The sequence below is a fragment of the Roseibium sp. genome, assembly GCF_050301095.1.
Classification (GTDB): domain Bacteria; phylum Pseudomonadota; class Alphaproteobacteria; order Rhizobiales; family Stappiaceae; genus Roseibium.
In genome coordinates, this window is the sequence record NZ_JBNKYW010000258.1 from 1 (window position 1) to 22,708 (window position 22,708).

Consider the following 22,708-nt stretch of genomic DNA (forward strand, 5'->3'; position numbering starts at 1 on the left):
AATGTCTTTGCCCTCTACATCGTGCGCAAATACCGGGAGCAGTACGACTGATGACCGACACCGCTCTTCCCCCGCAGTCGGAAAATTCCGGCGTTCCGTCGCCGCGCAGGTTCAAATCGCTCCTGGAGCTCGATCCCCTGACCAAGAAGCGCAACGCCGCCGAGGCACGCTTTCGGGTCTACGGCATTGTGGCCGTTGCCTTCGGCCTGTTTTTCGTGGTTGCCCTTTTGTGGGCCATCCTGTCGAGTGGACTTGGCGCCTTCAGCCAGACCTTCCTGAAGGTCGACATTCCGCTGGTCCAGACCCAGATCGATGCCGCGGAAAAGTCCGTGGTGAAGACCTCGAAATACAAGGCGATCATCGACGAGGCCTTTGCCCGTGAACTGGCGGACGCCGGTATCAATGCGGACATGAAACCCAAGGATTTGCGGAAGCTGTTCTCTTCCGGAGCTGCCGCAACCGTCCGGAATTTTATTCTGGCCCACCCAGACCGGATCGGCTCGACGGTAAGCTTCGACCTGATCGCCTCTTCCCGCGTCGACGGCTACATGAAGGGCCGAGTGAAGCGCGAGGATCTTGCGGAAGACAAGAACCTGGACGCGGTGCATCTCGATCTTGCCGATCAGCTGGAAAAAGCTGGCATTCTGGAGAAGCGGTTCAATCTGGCCTTCATCACCGGGACGGATGCCTCCGATTCCCGCCCGGAACAGGCCGGCATCGGCGCCTCCATGATCGGGTCCCTTTTCATGATGATGGTGGTGCTGTTCCTGTCCCTTCCGATCGGCGTGGCGGCCTCGATCTACCTGGAGGAGTTCGCCCCGCAGAACAGGTTTACCGACCTGATCGAGGTGAATATCTCGAATCTTGCCGCAGTCCCCTCCATTGTGTTCGGGATCCTGGGGCTTGCCGTCTTCATCCAGTTCATGCACCTACCGCAATCCGCGCCGCTGGTCGGCGGGCTGGTGCTGACGCTGATGACCCTGCCGACGATCATCATTTCCACGCGGGCCTCTCTGAAAGCGGTCCCGCCGAGCATTCGTGATGCGGCATTGGGTATCGGTGCTTCCAAGATGCAGTCGATCTTCCACCACGTGCTGCCGCTGGCCATGCCCGGCATCCTGACCGGCACCATCATCGGCCTCGCCCAGGCACTGGGAGAGACCGCGCCGCTGCTCCTGATCGGCATGGTCGGTTTCATTGCCTCCAATTTCCCCGATGGGGTCGCCGCAGGCTTCCTGTCGCCGAATTCGGCCATGCCGGCGCAGATCTACGAGTGGGCGAAGCGGGCCGATCCGGCCTTTTACGAACGCGCATGGGGCGGCATTATCGTTCTGCTGCTGTTTCTCATGACCATGAACATTATCGCGATCATCCTGCGCCGCAGGTTTGAGCGCCGTTGGTAAGGAACAAGCCGATGAACGAGATGGCGAAAATCGAACAGGCGATCAAGATGACCGACGACAGCAAGATCTCCGCGAAGAATGTGCAGGTCTTTTATGGCGACACTCATGCCATCAAGGACGTGAACATCGAAATCCAGCCGAGATCGGTCACCGCCTTTATCGGCCCGTCCGGTTGCGGCAAGTCGACCTTCCTCAGGACCCTCAACCGCATGAACGACACCATCGACATCTGTCGCGTGGAAGGGTCGATCCGGATAGATGGCGAGAACATCTACGACCCGAAGGTCGACCCGGTTCAGTTGCGTGCCAAAGTCGGCATGGTGTTCCAGAAGCCGAACCCGTTTCCGAAGTCGATCTACGACAACATCGCCTATGGTCCGCGCATTCACGGTCTGGCCCGCAACAAGGCCGAGCTGGACGACATCGTTTCCTCCAGCCTGCAGAAGGCAGGGCTGTGGGAAGAAGTGAAAAACCGCCTCGACGAGCCGGGAACCGGCATGTCCGGGGGACAGCAGCAGCGTCTTTGCATTGCCCGGGCGATCGCCGTCAGCCCCGAGGTCATCCTGATGGATGAGCCTTGTTCGGCGCTCGACCCGATAGCCACCGCAAAGGTGGAGGAGCTGATCGACGAACTGCGCCAGAATTACACCATCGTCATCGTGACGCACTCCATGCAGCAGGCTGCCCGAGTGTCCCAGCGCACCGCGTTCTTCCATCTCGGTGTTCTTGTCGAGGAAGGTCAGACGGAAGAGATCTTCACCAACCCGAAGGACAAGCGGACGCAGGACTACATCACCGGCCGCTTCGGCTAGGCGCATGACGAAAATCTGAAAGGGACACAGGATGTCTGAACACATCGTCACGGCTTATGACGAGGAACTGACCAAGATGGCCGGCAAGGTCGCCGAGATGGGCGGCCTGGCGGAAAAGGCCTTCGCGGATGCCGTCTCGGCACTGGTCTCGCAGGACCTGGACCTGGCGCGGCAGACCATCAAGCAGGACGAGCGCCTCGACCAGTTGCATCAGGACGTCGAAGCGAACCTGATCGAGATGATCGTGCGCCGTCAGCCAATGGGGCAGGACTTGCGTGAAATCACCGCAGCGACCCGTATCGCCAACGATCTGGAACGGGTCGGCGATCTTGCCAAGAACGTTGCCAAGCGCGTGATCGCCATCGACAGCAATCTTCAGTCCAAGAAGCTGGCCATCGGTGTCGAGCACATGACCGAACTGGCGCTTTCGCAGCTCACCCGGGTGCTGGACGCCTATACGCGCAAGGATGCGGAGGCGGCCAGGCAGGTTCAGGAAGCCGATGCGGAAGTGGATGCGATCTATACCTCGCTCTTCCGCGAACTCCTGACCTACATGATGGAAGACCCGCGGGTGATCACCCAGTGCGTCCATCTTCTTTTCTGTGCCAAGAACATCGAACGCATCGGCGACCATGCAACCAACATCGCCGAGAACGTCTACTACATGGTCACCGGCGAACGTCTTCCGGAAGACCGCGCGAAGATGGATGAAACCGGCGCTACCTGATCCGTTCGAGTGCCGCTGGAAGCAAGATACGGCCGGTGCAGGGGTACCGGCTGCCGAAATTGGAGCAATACCCAATGCCGAAGGTCCTTATCGTTGAAGACGAAGAACCTCTCAGCCTACTCTTGAGATACAACCTGGAAGCGGAAGGATATGCCGTTGAGTCCTGTGTGCGGGGCGACGAAGCGGAAATCCGGCTCAGGGAAAGCGTGCCAGACCTTCTGCTTCTGGACTGGATGCTGCCGGGCCTTTCAGGGATCGAGCTGTGCCGGCGTTTGCGTGCCCGCGAGGAGACCGAGCGTCTGCCCGTCATCATGCTCACCGCGCGCGGTGAGGAGGCCGAACGCATCCGCGGTCTCTCCACGGGAGCAGACGATTACGTGGTCAAGCCGTTTTCCGTGCCTGAACTGATGGCACGGGTGCGCGCCATCCTGCGCCGTGCAAGCCCGGAAGTGGTCTCCACCATGCTGCGGTCCGGCGATATCGAACTCGACCGGGAAACGCATCGTGTCCGGCGCAACGCCAAGGAAGTTCACCTGGGACCGACCGAATTCCGGCTGCTGGAATTCCTGATGACGTCCCCGGGGCGCGTGTTTTCCCGGGAGCAGCTTCTGGATGGTGTCTGGGGTCACGATGTCTATGTCGACGAGCGAACCGTCGATGTTCATGTCGGCCGCCTGCGCAAGGCGCTCAACAAGGGCAAGGCCAAGGATCCGATCCGCACGGTGCGCGGGGCGGGATACGCCTTTAACGACCAGTTCACGGCCACAGTCTGACGATAAGTCCAGGTAGAACGGCACAGGCTCCGGATCCCCGGAGCCTTGCAAATGCCGAATGTGCGGTCGGAGACCGGCACGCGGGAGCCTACTCGTCCGGACTCGGTGAGGATGCGGCTGAAAACCGGTGGAGGGCCTCTTTCAGCATCGTCACGGCCTGGGCCCGGTCGGTTTCCGACAATGAAGACGGGTCGGCTTCGAGCAGACTTCGAGCCTCAAGCCGGTGGCCATCCAACAAAGTCTTCCTGCCATCCTGCGCCACCCTGTAGGTTGCGATCGGGTAAGCGAGCCCCTTGACCTCGACTTCCCCCTGGGCCTCGCATGCAATTTCCTCGGCGACATGGGCATGGGTCTCGAAAGACAACAGGATTTCGCCGGGCGTTGCGAGGCTCTCAAGGCGGGAGGCGATATTCACGCCTCGCCCGATGATCGTGTAATCCAGCCGGTCCTCGCTGCCGAAGTTACCGACCGTGCAGAAATCCGTGTGTATTCCCATGCGGCAACGAAGCGGCCTGGCTATGCCCGCCTCGCGCCATTCCTCGGCAAGTTCCTTCATGCGTTGGCGCATTTCGATGGCCATCCGGACGCAGGCCTTCGCATCCTCTTTCACGCCACGGCTCTGTGGATCACCGAAAAAGATCACGATGGCATCGCCCACGTATTTGTCGATGGTCGCGCCGTGGTCGAGCGCAATCCGCGACATTTCGGTCAGATAGTGGTTGAGGAGCTGGGTCAGTTCTTCGGACTCCATCCGTTCGGCCGTTTCGGTGAAGTCGGCAATGTCGGAAAAGAAAACGGTCAGCTTCTTGCGGGTTGCCGCGATCTTGACCTCCTGTCGGCCCTGGAAGATCGATTCATAGAGTTGCGGGGCCAGGTATTTCGACAGTTGCTTTGACAGTTGTTCCAGCTGGGATGATTTGGATGCGAGCTCTTCTTCCCGCTGTTTCAGCTCGGTAATGTCCGAGTAGACGGCAACCGTGCCTCCGTCCTGCGTGCGGCGCTCGCTGACCCGGACCCAGCGCCCGTTGGCATAGCGCTGCACATGTGCCTTTCCCGGATTGCGGTGACGGTTGACGCGCTCCTCGATCCAGCCGTCAACATCCTCAAGCGCATCCTCGATCAGTCCGTGGTCCACGGCCGCCTGCAGGATCGTCCTGAAGTCCCGGCCGGGCTGCATAAGCCGGATGTCCGTCAGATCCTTCAGGTTGAGGATTTCGTTGTAGCGGGAATTGGCGATGACGAGCCGGTCCTCCTTGTCGTAAAGGGAAAAGCCTTCGGAGATCGCTTCGATGGCATCGCCCAGCCGTGCGCGAGCCATCAGGGACTCGTCGCGGGCCCTGGCCAGTTCCGCGGTTCGTTCCCGAACGCGGTCTTCGAGTGTATCCCGTGCCTCGCGGAGGTCTTTTTCGTAAGCCTGCTGAAGCTCCTGCATTTCGTTGAAGGCCGCGATGACCTGGCCGAGTTCGTCAGAACTGTGCCACGCGACCGGTTCGCGTGCCGCTCCGGATTTGGCCCTGTTGATGGCTTTCAGCAGTTCCTGCAATGGCCGTCCGATGATCGTTGCCAGCGCGTATAGCGCGGCTGCGACTTCGATGGATACGGCCAGAAGCGCAATGATTGCCGCGATGACAAGGCGGTTGCGGGTCTGCTCCCAGACAAAGCCGCGCGTGGCGACGAATTCGAGGGTCCCGATCGTCTTCGGACCGGCGCCGGCGTCAAAGACAATCTCCCTGTTCAGGTGCATGAGGTCGCTGCCGGATGTGCCTTCCGGAACCGCACCGGCTGTGCTCATGAGCTGGTTGTCTTCACCGAGCACGCTGGCGCTCAGTATTTCACGGTTGGTCACCACTGCCTCAAGCGCAAGGCGGATCTGTTCGTGGTCGAGATTCCAGAGAGGATTGGCAAGGGCCGCCGCCTGAGTGTCGGCGAGCCCGGCCAGGGTGCGTTCCAGCCGCGCGACGGTATTCAGATGGGTCATGACCTCGATGATCGAAAAGACACCGATCACGGACAAGAAGATCAGGGGGATAGTGATGCGAAGAAATTTCGCCCTGAGTGTTCGTCTGCCGTCCGGCCGTGAGCCCATGCTGTTTCCCGTCCGCCGATCAGTGTTTACCAGTCCGTACCCTGGCGGTGAAATACTCCGCACGAGTGCTCTTCCGTGCGCCCGGTTCCCTGTTTTGATAGTATCCTATTAGGCAGGAAAAACATTTTCCATCTGGAACCATGATTTTTTTCGAGGGAGCTCAGTAATGAATCCGTTAAAACTGTTTTATTGCATTTCAATTCTGGTGCTTTTTGATTCTCCCGCAACGGCACAAGGGACACTTCGTTTTGTTACGCTGGAGTTTGCTCCCTTTATCTATGGAGAAAACAAGCAGGTGGCAGGCCCCGGGAGAGACGTTATTGCCGCTGTCTGCAAGAAATCGGGTATCAGTTGCAGTTTCGATATTTATCCCTGGAGGCGCGCCCAGGAACTGATGGCATCGGGAGATGCCGACGGCATGATGGTGATCGGCCGTAACCCTGCGCGCGAGGAATGGCTTGACTTCTCCCCTCCGATGTTTCGCACGGAGTACGGCTTTTTCGTTCCCGCCGACAATCAGATGGTTTTCGAGGAGCCGGGACAGATCGCCGGTTTCAAGGTCGGCGTTTTCGCGCCTTCCAATACACAGACGCAACTGGAGGACTTGCGCGACGACATGATCGATGCGGGTCTCGATCCGATCGTCATTGACGGACACCCGGACGATGCCGCGGGTATGCGCAAACTCGCGGTCGGACGCGTCGATGCCGTTTACTCCAACCGGGATCGCGGTTGGGGCATCGTTAGCGATGAAAAGCTCGAGGGCAAGGTACGGTATGCGGGCGGCCACAAGGCCGTCCTCTACTACGCGGGAATTGCCAAGACATATCCCGACCGGGACGTCGTGGACCGGTTTTTCGCCAGCTGGCGCGCCCTGTTCGCCGAGGGAAGAGCCCAGGAAATCATCGAAAGCTACAAACTGGAACCGGCCGCGGTCGAGTGATCAAGGACTGTCGGTTGGGCAGAGGCCGCGCTTCCGATCTCATGGGCTTGCGGAGCCTGGTGGCCGGAGCGCGCGAGCTTGCGTGATTGCGGCAATGCTGTCGCGATCGTGGAGACTTCACGTTTCAGGGCTTGCGGCGAGGTGCGTGAAGCAAAAGGGCACACAAAAAAGCCTGCCGCGAGGCAGGCTTTAAAAGCTTTGTCTGCGATCCGATCAGCCTGCCTGGGCGATGACCTTGCGTTCGCGGCGGCGATCGGCGATCGGCTGGTAGGCAATCTTGCAGTGATGGGCGCAATAGGGCACGCCGGCATCCGACTGACGGCCGCAGAAATAGAAGTCGTCCGTTGCCGGATCGCCGATCGGCCATTTGCAGGTGCGCTCGGTCAGCGTCAGGATCGTCGCGCGCTGGGAGATCGGAACCAGTTCGGCAATCGGTTCGATTTCAGGTTTTGCGATCGGTGCCGGTGCCGGGGAGATATCTGCCTTCAGCGCTGTTGCGCCAATGGACTGCGGCTGCGGCGAAGGTTTTCTGGGAGTGGAGGCGGTTGCCGCAGGCGCGGCGGTCCGTGTGCGTCGCGGCTTGGAACTCGTGGAGGCTGACTTTGCACGTCCGGACAGTCCGAGACGGTGCACCTTGCCGATCACCGCGTTGCGGGTGACCCCACCCAGTTCTCCGGCAATCTGACTTGCGCTCAAGCCTTCGCCCCAAAGCTTTTTCAGAAGCTCAACCCGTTCGTTCGTCCAACTCATCGCCGCACCCTTTTTATTTTGACCGTTCCCGCGGCCATTAACCTCGTGTTAAGCACGCTCAGGCATGCCTAATATTGGCAGATCTAGTGCCTCTAAGTGATTTGCCTCACGAGATCTCGTGTCTGACTTCCCAGAGGTTACAATAGTGTTAATTTGCGAGGCAACCTTCCGGTCCAAACCAGTTGGGGATGAACCGACTTTTCCCCAAGTAAGGCAAGGTCCTAGAGAATTTTACGAAATCCGGATTTGCACTTATGCGGGATCGCCGGAGAGCGTTTGCCGCCTCCCGGCCGCTGGCGATCGGACGGCTCACGGGCGGTCGAAGGCCCGGGAGGCAGATCAATGGAGCGCCAGGTGCTCGTGCATCAGGCTGCCGGTCGCGGAGCGGGCAGCCGTGATGTCCTCTAATTCCGCCGGGCTGCGCCATTTCCATTGACATATTACGGTGTGACAGGTGTATAAGAAATCCGCTGCGTGCCGCCTCTTCGGGCGGCACGTTGCATTTTGGCCTGACCGTTATGCCGGCAAGGTGTACAAGCCGCGGCGGAGCAGGCGTTCTAAGGAGACAACAGAGGTTATGTCCGAGACTGCACTATTCGGAAATTACGCAAGATCGAACCTGTCTTTCGATCACGGGGAAGGTGTCTGGCTGGTAACGAACGACGGCCGACGATTCCTCGATTGCGGTTCCGGAATTGCCGTGAATGCGCTCGGACACAGTCATCCGCATCTGGTCAAGGCCCTGCAGGATCAGGCGGCCAAGCTGTGGCACACCTCCAACCTGCACCTGATGCCGGAAGGCGAGCGGCTTGCGAAAAGGCTGGCTGAGGCGACCTTTGCCGACAAGGTGCTGTTCGTGAATTCCGGCGCCGAGGCGATGGAAGCGGCGATCAAATGCGCGCGGCGTTACCATTACGACAACGGGCAGCCCGAACGGTTCCATATCGTGACCTTCGAAGGCGCCTTCCATGGCCGGACCCTTGGCACCATCGCAGCCGGCGGACAGGCGAAGTACCTGGAGGGCTTCGGCCCCAAGGCGCCCGGTTTCGATCAGGTGCCTGCCGGTGATCTGGAGGCGCTCAAGGCGGTCATCGGCCCGCAGACGGCGGCAATTGCCATCGAACCTGTCCAGGGCGAGGGCGGCATCCGGGAAATCCAGACCGACTTCCTGCGGGCGCTGCGCAAGATCTGCGACGACAACGGTATCCTCTTGATCTACGACGAGATCCAGACAGGCGTCGGCCGGACCGGCAAGCTGTTTGCCTATGAATGGTCGGGCGCCGAGCCGGACCTGATGGCGATTGCCAAGGGTATCGGCGGCGGTTTCCCGATGGGGGCCTGCCTCGCAAAGGCAGAGGTTGCCGGGGCTCTTTCCCCGGGCACCCACGGCACGACATTCGGCGGCAACCCGCTTGCCATGGCGGTCGGCAATGCGGTGCTTGACGTCGTGCTTTCTGACGGCTTTCTGGAAGACGTCCAGAAGAAAGGCCTCAATTTCAAGCAGAAGCTGGCGGGGCTGGTGGATAGCCACCCGAAGGTACTTGCCGAAGTGCGTGGCAACGGCCTGATGCTCGGCCTGAAATGCGTCGTGCCGGCTGGCGACTATGTCGCGGCGGCGCGTGACGCCGGGCTTCTGGCGGTTCCCGCCGGGGACAATGTGGTGCGCATCATGCCACCGCTGACCATGACAGAGGATGAAATCGCAATTGCCGTGGAACGGCTGGAACAGGCCGCCAGTGCAATTGAACAGAAAATGCTGGAAGGAGCGGCCGGATGACCGCGAACGGAACCTATCGGAACTTTCTCGACCTGACGGACCTGGAGGGCGAGGAACTGCGCGCCATTCTGGAAACCGGCAAGAAGATCAAGGCCGGCCGAAATGGTGTCCGCCGCGGTGAGGGCCCGCTTGCAGGCAAGGTTCTGGCGATGATCTTCGAACAACCGTCCACCCGCACGCGCATTTCCTTCGATGTCGGCATGCGCGAACTCGGCGGCGAGACCCTGATGCTGACCGGTGCAGAAATGCAGCTCGGGCGCGGCGAGACGATCGCCGATACCGCCCGGGTACTGTCGCGCTTCGTCGATGCAATCATGATCCGGATCCTGGACCACAACGACCTGCGCGAACTGGCGGAAAACGCGACGGTTCCCGTGATCAACGGCCTGACCAAACTCTCGCATCCCTGCCAGATCATGGCTGACCTGATGACGTTTGAGGAACACCGCGGCAATATCCAGGGCAAGAGCGTTGCCTGGACCGGGGACAGCAACAACGTGCTGGCGTCCTGGGTTCATGCGGCGCCCAAGTTCGATTTCGAACTGCGCATCGCCACGCCGGGCGAACTGGCGCCGCCTCAGGAGCTGATCGACGCCGCCCGGGCCAAAGGGGGTTCCATTGTGGTGACAACGGACCCATATGAGGCGGTCAAGGGGACCGACTGTGTGGTGACCGACTGCTGGGTATCCATGGGAGACGACGACGCGGAGACGCGCCACAATCTCCTGAGCGCCTATCAGGTGAACGCGCGGCTGATGGCGGAGGCCAATCAGGATGCACTGTTCATGCATTGCCTGCCGGCACACCGGGGCGAGGAAGTCACCTCGGAGGTCATGGACGGCCCCAACTCCGTAGTGTTTGACGAAGCCGAAAACCGGCTCCATGCCCAGAAGGGCATTCTGGCGTGGTGTTTCGGCGCAGCTTAAGGCAAAGCCAAAGTGGCACTTAATCTTGATGAACTGGGCATTACGCCTGCAGGGCTGGACGCTGTCCGGCCCTTTGCCGTGGAAGGGCTGGATGTGCGTGGCCGTGCGGTTGCGCTCGGGCCCGTTCTTGAAGCCATCCTGGACCGGCATGCCTATCCGGAACCGGTCTCGCGCCTGTTGGCCGAAGCAATCGTGCTGACGAGCCTTCTCGGAACGTCGTTGAAGTTCGAAGGCCGTTTCACCCTGCAGACGCAGACGGACGGACCGGTGTCCATGCTTGTGGTGGACTTCGCCTCTCCGGACGCGATCCGCGCCTGCGCCACGTTCGACGCGGTGCAGGTGGAAGAGCTGATGGAGGCCGGCAAGGCAACGCCGGAAGTCCTGCTCGGCCACGGTCATCTGGCCATGACCATCGACCAGGGCCGGCACATGCAGCGCTATCAGGGGCTTGTGGAACTGGACGGGATCACCTTCGAAGAGGCCGCGCGCCGCTACTTCGAGCGTTCGGAACAGATCCCGACCGAAATCCGGCTGGGTGTGGGCGAGCTCTTCACGCGCATTGAAGGCGAAGGCCCTTCCCGGACGTGGACGGCAGGCGGTGTCCTGATCCAGTTCCTGCCCGAAGCACCCGAGCGCATGCAGCAAGCCGATATCCATCCTGGCGATGCCCCGGAAGGCACGGAACCGCATGAAATCGAAGAAGACGATGCCTGGGTCGAGGCAAAAGTCCTGGTTGAGACGGTCAAGGATGTCGAACTGACGGATCCGGAAGTCAGCGTCGAGATGCTGCTGTTCCGCCTCTTCCACGAGCGGGGTGTGCGCCTGTTCGAGTCTCAGCCGCTGGCCGACAAGTGCCGCTGCTCGCGGGACAAGATCGAAAACGTCCTTGCCGGCTTCAGCGACGAAGAGGTCGAGGACATGACGGTCGAGGGCAAGATCGTGGTGACCTGCGAATTCTGCAGCACGCACTACGAGTTCGACAAGTAATCAGGACGAGAAAATGGCCCGGGCCGGCGACGGCCCGGGTCTCTTTTCGAAGGCTTCTTCAGACCGTCATCCCGGACGCAGCGAAGCGCAGATCCGGGCTCGGAGAGCCGAGAGATTGATGGTGTAAACTGCAGAGGCTGTGCCTCCCCGGTCCCGGCTCGCGCTGCGCTTGGCCGGGATGACTGCGGAGAGGAATTTATCTCTGAACGGGTATTGGGTGGGGAATGCCCGACTTTAACCCGTCAGACCGTCCACGAACTCCCTGACAGACTTCGCCGACAGGGCGATGTTGCCGTCGAGGGTCGCCGGTGACTTTCCGCGCGGGCCGAAGTCGTGGTTGCCGTCTTCCAGATAGATCAGCGAGACGGTTTTCGGCAAGCTGATCTCGTCGATCTCGGCCTTGTTTCCGAAAGGGTCGCGGTCGCCCTGCAGGATCCTGACGGGCCGTTTGGCCTCTTCCAGCGGCGTCAGCCGCCAGTCGGTGTCCGGCTTGCCGGTCGGGTGGAACGGATAGCCGAAGCAGCAGATGCCAAGGACGCGGCCGGGCAGGGAGTTGCCGCCGCCGAGCATCGCGGCAACACGTCCGCCCATGGATTTGCCACCCAGAAGCAGCGGTCCGTCTGTTTCCTTCAAGAGAGCCTGCAGAGCGGTCTGAAACTCGGCGATCAACTTGTCGGCGCGCGGTGGCGGTTTCTTCGGACCGCCGGTTCGACGGCCGGCCATATAGGCGAATTCGAACCTTGCAACCGCGATGCCTTCCGCCACCAGGGCTTCCGCCAGCTTGTTCATGAAGGTGGAATCCATCGGCGCTCCGGCCCCGTGGGCGAGGAGAAGCGTCGCCGAGGTGTCGGTTTCGGGGCGTGTCCACAGAAAGGTGCTCATGGTGATGTGATCCGTCGCAGCGGCAGAAGTTTGCGATCATGGTAGAAGCTATACCGAGGGTTCTTGCTTGTGACCCTTGGTACTATCTGCCCTATAGAGCGGCACGGGCCTTGGCAAGGCGCTTGGCCGGGAAATGAACGCGGAACGGAATGTTTGAACAACTCGATATCAATCAGATCCGCATGGCCTGCTTTGCCGGTATCTTTCTGGTCATGGCGCTGCTGGAAGCCGGATTGCCACGGCGGCAGCTGAAATCGAGCCGCCTGAAGCGCTGGCCGGCCAACTGGGCGCTTATTTTTCTGGATTCGCTGGTTGTCCGGCTGGTGTTTCCGGTCGGCGGGGTCGGGCTGGCGCTGCTGGCACAGGAAAACGGCTGGGGGCTCTTCGGTGCGGCCGGATGGTCGGGCTGGCTTGCCGGACTGACAACTTTTCTGGCACTCGACCTGGCGGTCTGGTTTCAACACCTGATGTCACACAAGATCCCGTGGTTCTGGCGGGTGCACCGGGTTCATCACGCCGACAGCGAGGTCGACGCGACCACCGCGCTTCGCTTCCACCCGATCGAGATCCTGCTGTCGTTCGTCTGGAAGGCGCTCGTCATCGTTGCCCTGGGCGGACCGTGGGAAGCCGTTCTGGTCTTCGAGATCGTGCTGAACGGCTCGGCCATCTTCGGTCACGCGAATGTCCGGATACCGGCCCGTCTGGACTGGTTGTTGCGGCTGGTGATCGTCACGCCGGACATGCACCGCATTCATCATTCGGTTCTGCGGCACGAAACGGATTCCAATTACGGGTTCTACCTGTCGGTCTGGGACAGACTCTTCGGCACTTATATCGAGCAGCCGGAGCAGGGGCATGAGGAGATGGAAATCGGTCTGGGGCCATCCCTGACGCCGAGGGCACATTCGCTCCCCTTCAGTCTCGCCATTCCGTTCCTGAACACGGCCGAGCGGCAGAAGGAAGACCGTGGCCGCTGAGTTTCAATAAAAACTCAGCGGAAAATAGCGCAGGTAGAGTTCCCGGTAGACGCCCTCCTGGTAGAGCTGGCGAAGGGCGTAGTTGAGGGCGGCGGCCAGTTCCGGGTTGTCCCGCCTGGTAGCGATGGCCATGCCCTCATCGAAGTAGCCGGCTTCCAGCCAGGGGCCGCCGGTGAAGGTGCAGCAGTTTTCCGCAGCATTGCTCGGCAACCAGAAAGACAGGCCAAGGCCGTCACCGAAATGGGCATCGGCCGTACCGTTCCTGACTGCGTCCCGCGCGGCCCGTTCGCTTTCCAGGCTCAGGATATCTGCGTCGGGCCAGAACCGTGCGGCAAAGGCTTCATAGCGAGAACCTGCCACCACGGCGATGGTCTTGCCGGCCAGATCCTGCTCGTCAAAATCCGCCGCTTCGTCCTTCTGCACGACAAACCTTGCCGGAAGTTTCAAGTAATCCTCGGTGAAATTGAGATGACGGGTGGCGGCGGCCTCCCGCGACAAGCCCGAAATGATGGCATCGCCTTCCTCTTCCTCGAGCGCGGGCACGAGGACCTCGAAGTCCTTGATCCTGAGTGCACAGGAGCTGCCGAGTTCCTGGCAAAGAGCGCGAGCCAGATCGACGTTGAAACCGGTCAGCCGGCCTTGCGGATCACGGAAAACGAAAGGCGGATAATCATCTGTGGCCAGAAACTGGATCTTGTCCGGAACGGTGGCGGGCCGGTCATTGACCGCCTTGGGATCCCAGAAATTGGGCACGCGGACCGGATTGTCTTCTGCGGCGGCGCCTGCCATGGAAGCCACCAAACAGGCGGCGGCTATCAGGATGGCAACAGACAGCTCCTGGAGAGGACGGGCCAATTGCGAAATTGAGTTTCCAATGTACACGCGGGATTCCTGAAATCGTCTCGAGTGCGGCGCGCCGCTTCCATTGGGCGGGGAATCGCCTCCGGAGACTATCGCGACACATGCATGCCTGTCAGCCAACAATGTCCTGCAGCTGTGATCCTGAGACCTTTTGCGGCGGCGTCGGGCGGGAGAGCCGCTCGTATTGGTTCAAGGGTCACATTTACCGAAATGGCAGAAATCCGTAGATTTTTCCATTCGCACTTGAAATAAATTTCACGAACAGAAATAAATACCAAAAATGTTTGACCCTCTCATGGAGGCGCTCTTATGAATGTCCTGCCTGGGATAAAAACCAGTGTATGAAATATCTTGCGGGTGTGAGGAGCTTCTGAAAAGCTGACCGGCAGGAGACGAGGAGGAGCGGGCATCCGACGTTCTGAGGAGTGCGATCCGGTTGCCCCGACATTTGACATCGAGCAGCTTGCCTCATTGCCGGTGGCGTACCGGTCAAAGGCGGCTCTTGGGAGGAAACAATGGGCGTATCGAAACTGAAAACAGCGCTGCTTTGTGCCGTTCTGTCCACCGCAGCTCTGTCGACGGTCCCGGCGCAGGCCGACGGACTGAAGTGCGAGCCGGGTGAAACCTACATCATGAACGTCATGGTCTCGGGTCATCCCTACTGGGTGCCGGTCTACCAGGGCTTCAAGCAGGCCGCGGAGGCCTTCGGCTGCGAGACCGTCTTCTCCGGCACGCCGGACTACGACATCACCAAGCAGATCGCATCCTTTGAACAGGACATGGTGAAGCAGCCGGCCGGTGTCCTGCTGCATCCGATGCAGTCCGATCCGTTCATCGAGCCGATCGACCGGGCCGTGGACAGCGGAACGCAGATCGTCACCTTCGCAGCGGATTCCCCGAAGTCCAAGCGCAGCGCCTACATCACGTCCGATAATCTGGCAGAAGCCAAGTTCGCGGCCGAGGAAATCGTCAAGCAGATCGGCGATAGCGGCGAATATGCAGTTCTGGAAAATCCGGGCCAGTCCAACCACGACCTGCGTGTGACCGCGCTTGTCTCCTATATGGAAGAGCACTATCCGAACATGAAACTGGTCGGCCGTCAGGCGACCAACCAGGACAGCAATGCCGCTTATCGCGCCACCGCGTCGATCCTGCAGGCCAACCCCAATCTCGGTGCGCTCTGGATCCCGGAAGCCGGTTCTGCCGAAGGCGCGGTCGCAGCGGTTCTGGAAGCGGAAGCCGAAGTCCTCATCATGCATGCGGACATCACACCGACCACCCTGGAGCACATCAAGGCAGGCAACATCCACATGGCGCTCAATCCCAACCAGGGCATGCAGGGCTTCATGGGCTTCATGGCCACCTTCCTTGCGGCGCATTCGGACGTCTTCGATCCGTTCAACGACTACAAGGTGTCCGGCTACAACCCGGTCCAGATCCCTTATGTCGATAATGGTTTCGCTGTCATCACCAAGGAAAACGCCGACAGCTTCGACCTGAACACCTACATGGAAGGCCGCGATCCGAGCTGATCCGGTATCGGGGCACCGCAGGACGGTGCCCCGGCAATCGGGCTGCCTGAACTGGAACGACAGGCGCGCAGGCAGCCCGCATTCATCCAAAGTCAATGTGCAGAGTGGCCGGTCATGACGGACGACCTGATCCTCGAAATCTCGAAACTGAGCAAATCCTTCGGGCCCGTTCAGGCTCTGAAAGAAGTGGACTTCGAACTCCGCAAGGGGGAGATCCACGCACTCGCCGGCGAGAACGGCGCCGGCAAGTCGACGCTCATGAACATCATCGACGGTATTCTGCAGCCGGACAGCGGCGAGATCCGCCTGGACGGCAAGCCGGTCAGGATCAGTTCTCCGGCTCTGGCGCAGAAGCTCGGTATCGGGTTTGTGCACCAGGAAATCGCGCTCTGTCCCGACGTCTCCGTTGCCGAAAACATCTTCATGGCCGCGACCAATGCCAGCCGCGCCTTTCTGATGGACTACAAGGGTCTGGAGCGGAAGGCGGCGGCGGTTCTCGGCGAGCTTGGCGACATCCATCCGGCGACCCTCGTCCGCAACCTCTCGATTTCCCATCAGCAGTTGGTCGAGATCGCCAAGGCGCTGACGCTCGATTGCCGTATCCTGATCCTCGATGAGCCGACCGCGGCGCTGACGGAGAAAGAAGCCCAGGTTCTGTTCGGCATCATGCGCAGGCTCGCCGACCGGGGCATCTCCATCATCTACATCTCGCATCGCATGGTGGAGATCTTCGACAATTGCGACCGTGTCTCGATTTTCCGCGACGGCCGTTACATCGACACCCGCAAAGTCGCCGACATCGAGCCGAGCGACGTTGTCAATGCCATGGTGGGCAGGGTCATCGACGACCTTTATCCGCCCAAGCTGGCGGAAGCGGAAAGGTCGGGGGAGGTGATCCTTGAGGTCAAGGCGCTGTCGGATAAAACGCGGTTCCACGATGTCTCCTTCGAATTGAAGAAGGGCGAGATCCTGGGCATCGCCGGTCTGATCGGCGCCGGACGCAGCGAGATCGTCAAGGGCATCTGCCGCCTGGAAGGAGACGTGACCGGAGAGGTGCGGCTCAACGGGGTCAGGCTCGACCTCAAATCCTACGAGGACAGCATCGCCGAAGGCGTCGTTTACCTCTCGGAAGACCGCAAGGGCGACGGCGTCTTTCTGGACCTGCCGATCGCGGCGAATGTCTCGGCGCTGAGGCTGGAGCAGGTCGCCAATCGGCTCGGCCTGATCCAGCGGGCCCGGGAAGACAGGCAGGCGCGAGACCTGGGCGAGCGGCTCAACCTGAAATGCGGGTCCCTGTCGGATCCGGTCTCATCGTTATCGGGCGGCAACCAGCAGAAGGTCGCCATCGCAAAGATGCTGTCGGTCAATCCTAAGCTGATCTTCCTGGACGAACCGACCCGGGGCGTGGATGTGGGCGCCAAGGCCGAGATCCACCGGATCCTGCGCAACCTTGCCCGAAGCGGCGTCGGCATCGTGGTGATTTCCTCCGAGCTTCCCGAACTCATCGGGGTTTGCGACCGGGTTCTGGTGGTCCGTGAAGGGCACATCAGCGGCGAGGTCACGGGGGACCGGATGACCGAAGAAAACATCATGCACCTGGCGTCAGTCGGCGCCCAGGCAGCGCTACACTAGTGGGGGAATTCATGGAAGACGCTGTCTCCCTGACGGAAGCACCGGCGGAAAGAAACGCAAACGCTTCCCTGATCAAACGCTTGCTGCGGATGCGTGAGACCGGCCTGATCGTGATCATCCTGGCCCTGTTCGTCGCAATGTCCTTTGCATCGCCGTACTTTCTGACCTGGGTCAACATGCGGGCGATGGTCATGGCCTTTGCCGTGGAGGGGATCGTGGTCGTCGGCATGACCATACTGTTGATCTCGGGCGGCATCGACCTGTCGGTTGGGTCCGTCACGGCGCTTGCCATGGTGATCGCCGGCTGGCTGTTCCTGAACGGCGTCGACCCGTGGGTGGCCTCGGCCATATCCATCGCCGCATGCACCGGCATCGGTGCCTTCATGGGCTTTTTCGTCACAAGAGTAGGTCTGCACCACTTCATCGTGTCGCTCGCCATCATGGTGATCGCCCGGGGTGCCTGTCTTCTGGGGACAGGGGGGCGGCCGCTCGGTCTTTACACCCTGCCGCCGGAGTTCAAGTTCATCGGCCAGGGCTCCATCGGTCCGATCCCGGTCGTGATCCTGCTGTTCCTGGCAGTCGTTGTCGGGTTCGACTTCATGCTGCGCCGGACAACCCTCTTCCGGAAAGTGTTCTACACCGGCAGCAATGAGAAGGCGGCGGCCTACTCGGGCATCAAGACGAAGAAGGTCATCTTTTTCACGACCACCTTGTCCTCGGCCCTGTGCGGTGTCGCCGGCATTATCTACATGGCCCGTTTCGGGTCCGCCCAGCCCACCTTCGGCATCGGCATGGAGCTGAACGTGATTGCTGCGGCCGTCATCGGCGGTGCAAGCCTCAAGGGCGGGTCCGGAACGATCTTCGGTGCCATTCTCGGCGCGGTGCTTCTTTCCGTGGTGTCAAGTTCGCTGGCTCTGCTGGACGTCTCAGTCTACTGGCAGGACATCATCCGTGGCTCCATCCTGCTCGCGGCCGTTTCCATCGATCACTACCTCGTCAAGAAGCGTGGCTGACCGGACAATCATGAAAGGGCAGATCTGATGGCGGACAAGAAGAACGATATCGAGCAGATGCGCCAGATGCATACAGTGCTCGTGCTTCATTTTCTGGAAGGCCGGAAACAGTCTGAAATCGCGGACCTCCTGAACCTGTCGACCTCCAAGGTGAACCGGCTGATCACCCAGGGCCGCAAACAGGGCATGGTGAAGATAGACATCGAGAACCCGTTCCAGCGGCTGACGGATCTTGAAAAGGAGCTGGAGGCAAGCGCCTTGCTGTCCAAGGCTCTCGTAACCTCGTCGGTCCCGGGCAGCCCTGGCACGACCCTGAAACAGGTGGGGCTGGCCGCGGCCAACCATCTGGTCGAGACGATCCGGGACGGCGACGTGATTGCCATTACCGGCGGCAAGGCAGTCGGCGCCGTTGTCCAGAACCTTGAGACCGACCGGACATTCGATGTCACGGTGGTGCCGCTGACCGGGGGCGTGCAGGGCAAATACTACACCGACGTCAATCACCTCGCGACGCAGCTGGCGGACCGGCTGGGCGGCAATGCCACGCTGGTCCATGCGCCGCTCTTTGCCGAAAGCCGGGAACAACGCGACATGCTGATGGAGGTCGGCTCGATCCGGCAGGTGTTCGATATCGCCCGCAAGGCGAATGTCGCGCTCGTCGGTGTCGGTTCCATCCAGACGCCCGGCTCAAGCTATTACGACCTGCATCCAATGCCCGAGGCCGACCGCAAGATGCTGACCGGTTCCGGTGTCGCCGCCGAATTCCTGGCGCATCTGATCCGGCAGAATGGCACGGTCGCCGATTTCGCCCTGAATTCCCGCCTGGTGGCCCTGCGCCCGGACGAATTGAAGCAATGCAGCCGGGTGATCGGTGTGACCTCGGGCGAGGAAAAGGTCGAGCCGATACAGGCCGTGTTGAACGGCAACTATCTGAATTCACTCATACTTGACGAAGACACGGCCAGCGCGGTTCTGGCGACCATGGAAGGCAAGCAGAATGTTGCATGAGATGTTGACCCGCGAAATCGGACGCTCCGGCATCAAGGCGTCCGCTATCGGTCTGGGAACCTGGGCCATCGGTGGCTGGATGTGGGGCGGTACGGACGAAAGCCGGTCCATCGATGCGATCCGGGCGTCCATTGATGCAGGCGTCAGCCTGATAGATACGGCGCCGGCCTATGGCCAGGGGTTGGCGGAAGAGATTGTCGGCAAGGCCATCGCGGGCCGACGCGACGAGGTGGTGCTCGCCACCAAATGCGGACTTGTCTGGCACACGCAGAAAGGCAATCACTTCTTCGATTACGACGGCAAACCCGTCCACCGGTATCTCGGCAGGGACGCCATCGTCTACGAAGTCGAGCAGAGCCTGAAACGGCTCGGCACGGATTACATCGACCATTACATCACCCACTGGCAGGACCCGACGACGCCGGTCGAGGAAACCATGGAGGCGCTCGAGTTGCTGAAATCCCAGGGCAAGATCCGCTCCATCGGGGCAAGCAACACCTCGGCCGACGATGTTTCCGCCTATGTGGCCGCCGGTCAGCTGGATGCGATCCAGGAGGAATACTCCATGGTGAAGCGGGACATCGAGACGACGCTGGTACCGTTCTGCCTGGAAAACAGGGTCTCGGTCCTGAGCTATTCCTCCCTGGCACTCGGTCTCCTGACCGGGAAGATCGGGCCGGACCGTGTCTTCAGCGGCGACGACCAGCGCAAGGACAATCCGAGGTTCTCGCTTGAGAACCGGCAGAAGGTCGCCCGGCTCATGGAAGCCATCGATCCGATTGCCGGGGCACATGGCGCGACAAAAGCGCAGGTGGTGATTGCCTGGACGCTGCAACAGCCCGGCATCACCTTCTCGCTTTGCGGAGCACGGTCACCGGAGCAGGCCGTCGAGAACGCCGAGGCGGGCCGTCTTCGTCTGTCGGAGGCCGAACTTGAAACCATCAGCAAGGCTGCAGAGGTACATCTGACCCAACTCGCCGCGTAGCCCGGGGCCAAAAGCCGAAAATCTTAGCGAAAGGACGCCGGAATGCATTTCGGCGAACGGAGAAGTCATGTCCGATCAACGGCAGAAAAACTGGGACGGCATTCGCGGTGATGGTGCGTTCGACGTCATCGTCGTCGGCGGCGGCATCAACGGGATCGGCGTCTACCGTGAACTGGCACTCCAGGGGCTCCGGGTGCTGCTGGTGGAGCGCAAAGACTTCTGTTCGGGCTGCAGCGCGGCGCCCTCCCGCATGATCCATGGCGGCCTGCGCTATCTGGAGAACGGCGAATTCGATCTGGTCCGGGAGTCCTTGCGGGAACGGGACGCCCTCTTGCGGAACGCGGCTCATCTGGTTCACCCGCTGCCGACGGTCATCCCGATCCGCTCGGTCTTTTCCGGGCTCCTGAATTCAGCGGCGAGTTTTCTCGGGCTTTCCGGCAAGCCGTCGAGCCGAGGGGCCATCCCGATCAAGCTCGGTCTGGCCCTTTACGACTGGGTAACGCGAAAAAGGCGCCTGCTGCCGAAACACGCCTTCCACAGCAAAAAGGCAACACAGAGCCGCTGGCCTGACCTGATGCCCGGCCTGAAATTCTCGGCAACCTACTTCGATGCCTGGATCAGCCATCCGGAGCGGCTTGGGATCGAACTTCTGACGGACACGGAACAGGACTGTCCGGACAGTGTTGCGCTGAACCATGCCGAGATTCAGCCGTGTGATGAGGGTTTCATCGTCAAGGATACGCTGTCCGGCGAGACCCTGACCGTGACGACCCGGATGGTCGTCAATGCGACCGGTGCCTGGCTGGATGAGACGATTGCCCGGATCAGCGGGAGTGACGGCCGAGAACCGTTGGTCTCCGGCACAAAGGGATCGCATCTCATTCTCGACAATCCCGCACTGGAAAAGGCGCTCGGCGGCCACATGGTCTATTTCGAGAATTCGGACGGACGGGTATGCATCGTCTTTCCGTATCTCGGAAAGGTGCTGGCCGGATCGACGGACATCCGCGTGAAATCGGCAAAGCGCGTTAGCTGCAGCCCGGAGGAGCAGGACTACATCCTGGCATCCCTGTCGCTCATCTTCCCCGATATCGAAATCGGCGCCTCGGACGTGGTCTTCAGCTACGCCGGTATCAGGCCTCTGCCCAAGAGCGATCACGACTTTACTGGACGCATTTCACGCGGCCATTTTACCAAACGGCTGGAAGGCGCGGTTCCGCAGCTTTGCATGGTCGGCGGTAAGTGGACGACATTCCGCGCCTTTGCCGAGCAGACCGCTGACGAGGTTCTGCGGGAACTGAGAATGCCTCGCAAAGTGGGCACGCTGGAACTGCCGGTCGGCGGTGGCGCCGGCTTTCCTGAAGACAGGGCCGACCTTGAACGCGATCTCGTTTCGGACCTTGGCTGCGATCCCGACCGGGCTGCCTATCTGGTATCGGTCTACGGCACGGCGGCGCACAAGGTCCTGTCCTTTTGCGCACAGCGTACGGACGACCACCGCATCGATGCGCAGGTGCCGGTGACCTTGGCGGAATCCGCGTGGCTCATCCGGCATGAATTCGTGGCAAGCCTTTCAGATCTGGTTCTGCGGCGCATGTCGCTTGCCATCGACGGCCGACTTTCCATGGAGCTTATCGACGGGCTGACGGGACTTCTGCGTCAGGAACTTGGCCTGTCCGTGCCGGAAGCAAACCGCCAGCGCGAAGACCTGATTTCGGAACTTGAAACTTATCACGGTGTTACCGGCTGGATGCTGGAAAGCCGCAATTCAAACAGGAGCACAATATGCGTGTGAGCACCAAAGCCCGCATGAACCGCCTTTTCACGAATGGCGGATGCCTGGACGTCGCGATCGACCACGGCGTCTGCAACGAACCGAGCTTCATGGTCGGGCTTGAAGACATGGCAGGGGTCGTCGACACGCTGATCAAGGCAAAGCCGGACGCAATCCAGATGGCCTATGGGCAGGCGGATCTCCTGCAATCGCGTCCAGAAAAGGACAAGCCGGCCCTGGTCATGCGGATCGACATGGGCAACCCCTACAATGACAAGCGCCACCGAGTGATGTGGTCCATGCTGCAGAATGCCGATGAACCGATCATCGGCGCGCTGGAAATGGATGCGGCCTGCGTCGTCGTCAACCTGTTCATGCTGCCGGACGAACCGGAACTGTTCCGCCAGTGTGTGGAAAATATCTCGCGTGTCAGGGCCGCCTGCCACAAATACGGCATGCCGTTGATGATCGAACCGCTTGTCATGCTGCCGAACGAGATGCGCGGCGGTTACCAGGTGGATGGAGATGCGGAGAAGATCGTGACGCTTGTCCGCCTCGCAAGCGAAATGGGCGCCGATATCATCAAGGCCGACCCGACGGAGGATCCGGCGGAGTTCCACCGGGTGGTGGAGGCGGCGCGCGTGCCTGTTCTGGTCCGCGGCGGCGGCAAGGAAGACCTCAGGACGGTTCTGGAAAAGTCGGCCGCCTTGATGCGCCAGGGCGCAAGGGGCATGGTCTACGGTCGCAATATCTATCAGCATGACAATCCGAAGGCTGTCGTTGCTGCGCTCATGGCGATGATCCATGACGGAGCGGGCGGTGAGGAAGCTTGGGACATCTACAACCGTGGCTGATGCAAA

20 protein-coding genes are annotated in these 22,708 nt (G+C 60.7%); 16 read left to right on the forward strand and 4 right to left on the reverse strand.

The annotated features are described in order from the left end of the window. Nucleotides 1–50: 50 nt before the first annotated feature. From pstA to phoB, 4 genes are all read left to right on the forward strand, one after another. Nucleotides 51–1,403 carry a phosphate ABC transporter permease PstA gene (gene pstA / locus ACQY7U_RS22230; protein WP_428649508.1) on the forward strand — a complete coding sequence of 451 codons (1,353 nt, stop codon included), beginning with the start codon at nucleotides 51–53 and terminating at the stop codon, nucleotides 1,401–1,403. A gap of 11 nt (nucleotides 1,404–1,414) precedes the next feature. After that, entirely contained in the window at nucleotides 1,415–2,215 is an 801-nt protein-coding gene (pstB, locus tag ACQY7U_RS22235) for a phosphate ABC transporter ATP-binding protein PstB (RefSeq protein WP_428649510.1), read from the forward strand. 31 nt (nucleotides 2,216–2,246) lie between these two features. Continuing rightward, nucleotides 2,247–2,942: a phosphate signaling complex protein PhoU gene (phoU, locus tag ACQY7U_RS22240; RefSeq protein ID WP_428649513.1), complete on the forward strand. Its 696-nt coding sequence runs from the start codon at nucleotides 2,247–2,249 to the stop codon at nucleotides 2,940–2,942. 74 nt (nucleotides 2,943–3,016) lie between these two features. Further along, nucleotides 3,017–3,715, forward strand: coding sequence for a phosphate regulon transcriptional regulator PhoB (phoB, locus tag ACQY7U_RS22245; protein ID WP_428649516.1), 699 nt, complete (start codon nucleotides 3,017–3,019; stop codon nucleotides 3,713–3,715). Nucleotides 3,716–3,803: 88 nt separating this feature from the next. Here the strand turns inward: phoB and ACQY7U_RS22250 are convergent, their stop codons facing one another. Continuing rightward, nucleotides 3,804–5,801 (reverse strand): adenylate/guanylate cyclase domain-containing protein, encoded by a 1,998-nt coding sequence (locus ACQY7U_RS22250; protein ID WP_428649518.1) that lies wholly within the window; start codon nucleotides 5,799–5,801, stop codon nucleotides 3,804–3,806. A 166-nt stretch (nucleotides 5,802–5,967) separates the two neighbouring features. Here ACQY7U_RS22250 and ACQY7U_RS22255 point away from each other — a divergent pair, with 166 nt between their 5' ends. After that, nucleotides 5,968–6,744: a substrate-binding periplasmic protein gene (locus ACQY7U_RS22255; RefSeq protein WP_428649521.1), complete on the forward strand. Its 777-nt coding sequence runs from the start codon at nucleotides 5,968–5,970 to the stop codon at nucleotides 6,742–6,744. Nucleotides 6,745–6,957: 213 nt separating this feature from the next. Here ACQY7U_RS22255 and ACQY7U_RS22260 read toward each other — a convergent pair whose 3' ends face one another. Beyond that, entirely contained in the window at nucleotides 6,958–7,494 is a 537-nt protein-coding gene (locus tag ACQY7U_RS22260) for a GcrA family cell cycle regulator (protein ID WP_428649524.1), read from the reverse strand. 577 nt (nucleotides 7,495–8,071) lie between these two features. Here ACQY7U_RS22260 and ACQY7U_RS22265 point away from each other — a divergent pair. From ACQY7U_RS22265 to ACQY7U_RS22275, 3 genes are read left to right on the forward strand one after another with little or no spacing between them, the layout of a single operon-like run. Further along, nucleotides 8,072–9,271, forward strand: coding sequence for an aspartate aminotransferase family protein (locus tag ACQY7U_RS22265; protein ID WP_428649526.1), 1,200 nt, complete (start codon nucleotides 8,072–8,074; stop codon nucleotides 9,269–9,271). Continuing rightward, nucleotides 9,268–10,197, forward strand: coding sequence for an ornithine carbamoyltransferase (gene argF, locus ACQY7U_RS22270; protein ID WP_428649529.1), 930 nt, complete (start codon nucleotides 9,268–9,270; stop codon nucleotides 10,195–10,197). Before ACQY7U_RS22265 ends, argF begins: the two co-directional genes overlap by 4 nt. A 12-nt stretch (nucleotides 10,198–10,209) precedes the next feature. Next, the gene (locus tag ACQY7U_RS22275; protein WP_428649531.1) at nucleotides 10,210–11,184 is read left to right on the forward strand and encodes an Hsp33 family molecular chaperone; all 975 of its coding nucleotides are present in this window, start codon (nucleotides 10,210–10,212) and stop codon (nucleotides 11,182–11,184) included. A 234-nt stretch (nucleotides 11,185–11,418) separates the two neighbouring features. Here the strand turns inward: ACQY7U_RS22275 and ACQY7U_RS22280 are convergent, their stop codons facing one another. Continuing rightward, on the reverse strand, nucleotides 11,419–12,066 hold the full coding sequence (locus tag ACQY7U_RS22280) for an alpha/beta family hydrolase (protein WP_428649534.1): 648 nt from the start codon (nucleotides 12,064–12,066) through the stop codon (nucleotides 11,419–11,421). A 149-nt stretch (nucleotides 12,067–12,215) separates the two neighbouring features. Between ACQY7U_RS22280 and ACQY7U_RS22285 the strand changes: the two genes are divergently transcribed. After that, nucleotides 12,216–13,043, forward strand: a complete 828-nt coding sequence (locus ACQY7U_RS22285) for a sterol desaturase family protein (RefSeq protein ID WP_428649536.1) — start codon at nucleotides 12,216–12,218, stop codon at nucleotides 13,041–13,043. Between the two features lie 3 nt (nucleotides 13,044–13,046). Here ACQY7U_RS22285 and ACQY7U_RS22290 read toward each other — a convergent pair whose 3' ends face one another. Then, on the reverse strand, nucleotides 13,047–13,898 hold the full coding sequence (locus ACQY7U_RS22290; RefSeq protein ID WP_428649539.1) for a transporter substrate-binding domain-containing protein: 852 nt from the start codon (nucleotides 13,896–13,898) through the stop codon (nucleotides 13,047–13,049). Nucleotides 13,899–14,419: 521 nt separating this feature from the next. Between ACQY7U_RS22290 and ACQY7U_RS22295 the strand changes: the two genes are divergently transcribed. The 7 genes from ACQY7U_RS22295 (at nucleotide 14,420) to ACQY7U_RS22325 (ending at nucleotide 22,702) form a co-directional block, all read left to right on the forward strand. Next, nucleotides 14,420–15,436: a substrate-binding domain-containing protein gene (locus tag ACQY7U_RS22295; protein WP_428649541.1), complete on the forward strand. Its 1,017-nt coding sequence runs from the start codon at nucleotides 14,420–14,422 to the stop codon at nucleotides 15,434–15,436. A gap of 114 nt (nucleotides 15,437–15,550) precedes the next feature. Then, complete coding sequence (locus ACQY7U_RS22300; protein ID WP_428649544.1) at nucleotides 15,551–17,068, forward strand: sugar ABC transporter ATP-binding protein; 1,518 nt, start codon at nucleotides 15,551–15,553, stop codon at nucleotides 17,066–17,068. Nucleotides 17,069–17,079: 11 nt separating this feature from the next. Next, the gene (locus ACQY7U_RS22305; RefSeq protein WP_428649546.1) at nucleotides 17,080–18,081 is read left to right on the forward strand and encodes an ABC transporter permease; all 1,002 of its coding nucleotides are present in this window, start codon (nucleotides 17,080–17,082) and stop codon (nucleotides 18,079–18,081) included. A 27-nt stretch (nucleotides 18,082–18,108) separates the two neighbouring features. Beyond that, nucleotides 18,109–19,089 (forward strand): sugar-binding transcriptional regulator, encoded by a 981-nt coding sequence (locus ACQY7U_RS22310; protein ID WP_428649548.1) that lies wholly within the window; start codon nucleotides 18,109–18,111, stop codon nucleotides 19,087–19,089. Beyond that, a complete protein-coding gene (locus ACQY7U_RS22315) occupies nucleotides 19,079–20,074 on the forward strand; it encodes an aldo/keto reductase (RefSeq protein ID WP_428649551.1) in 996 nt (331 codons plus the stop codon). The genes ACQY7U_RS22310 and ACQY7U_RS22315 overlap by 11 nt, the downstream gene beginning before the upstream one ends. Before the next feature lie 67 nt (nucleotides 20,075–20,141). Next, a complete protein-coding gene (locus ACQY7U_RS22320; protein ID WP_428649553.1) occupies nucleotides 20,142–21,869 on the forward strand; it encodes a glycerol-3-phosphate dehydrogenase/oxidase in 1,728 nt (575 codons plus the stop codon). Next, nucleotides 21,860–22,702: a class I fructose-bisphosphate aldolase gene (locus tag ACQY7U_RS22325; RefSeq protein ID WP_428649556.1), complete on the forward strand. Its 843-nt coding sequence runs from the start codon at nucleotides 21,860–21,862 to the stop codon at nucleotides 22,700–22,702. Before ACQY7U_RS22320 ends, ACQY7U_RS22325 begins: the two co-directional genes overlap by 10 nt. Nucleotides 22,703–22,708 lie beyond the last annotated feature (6 nt).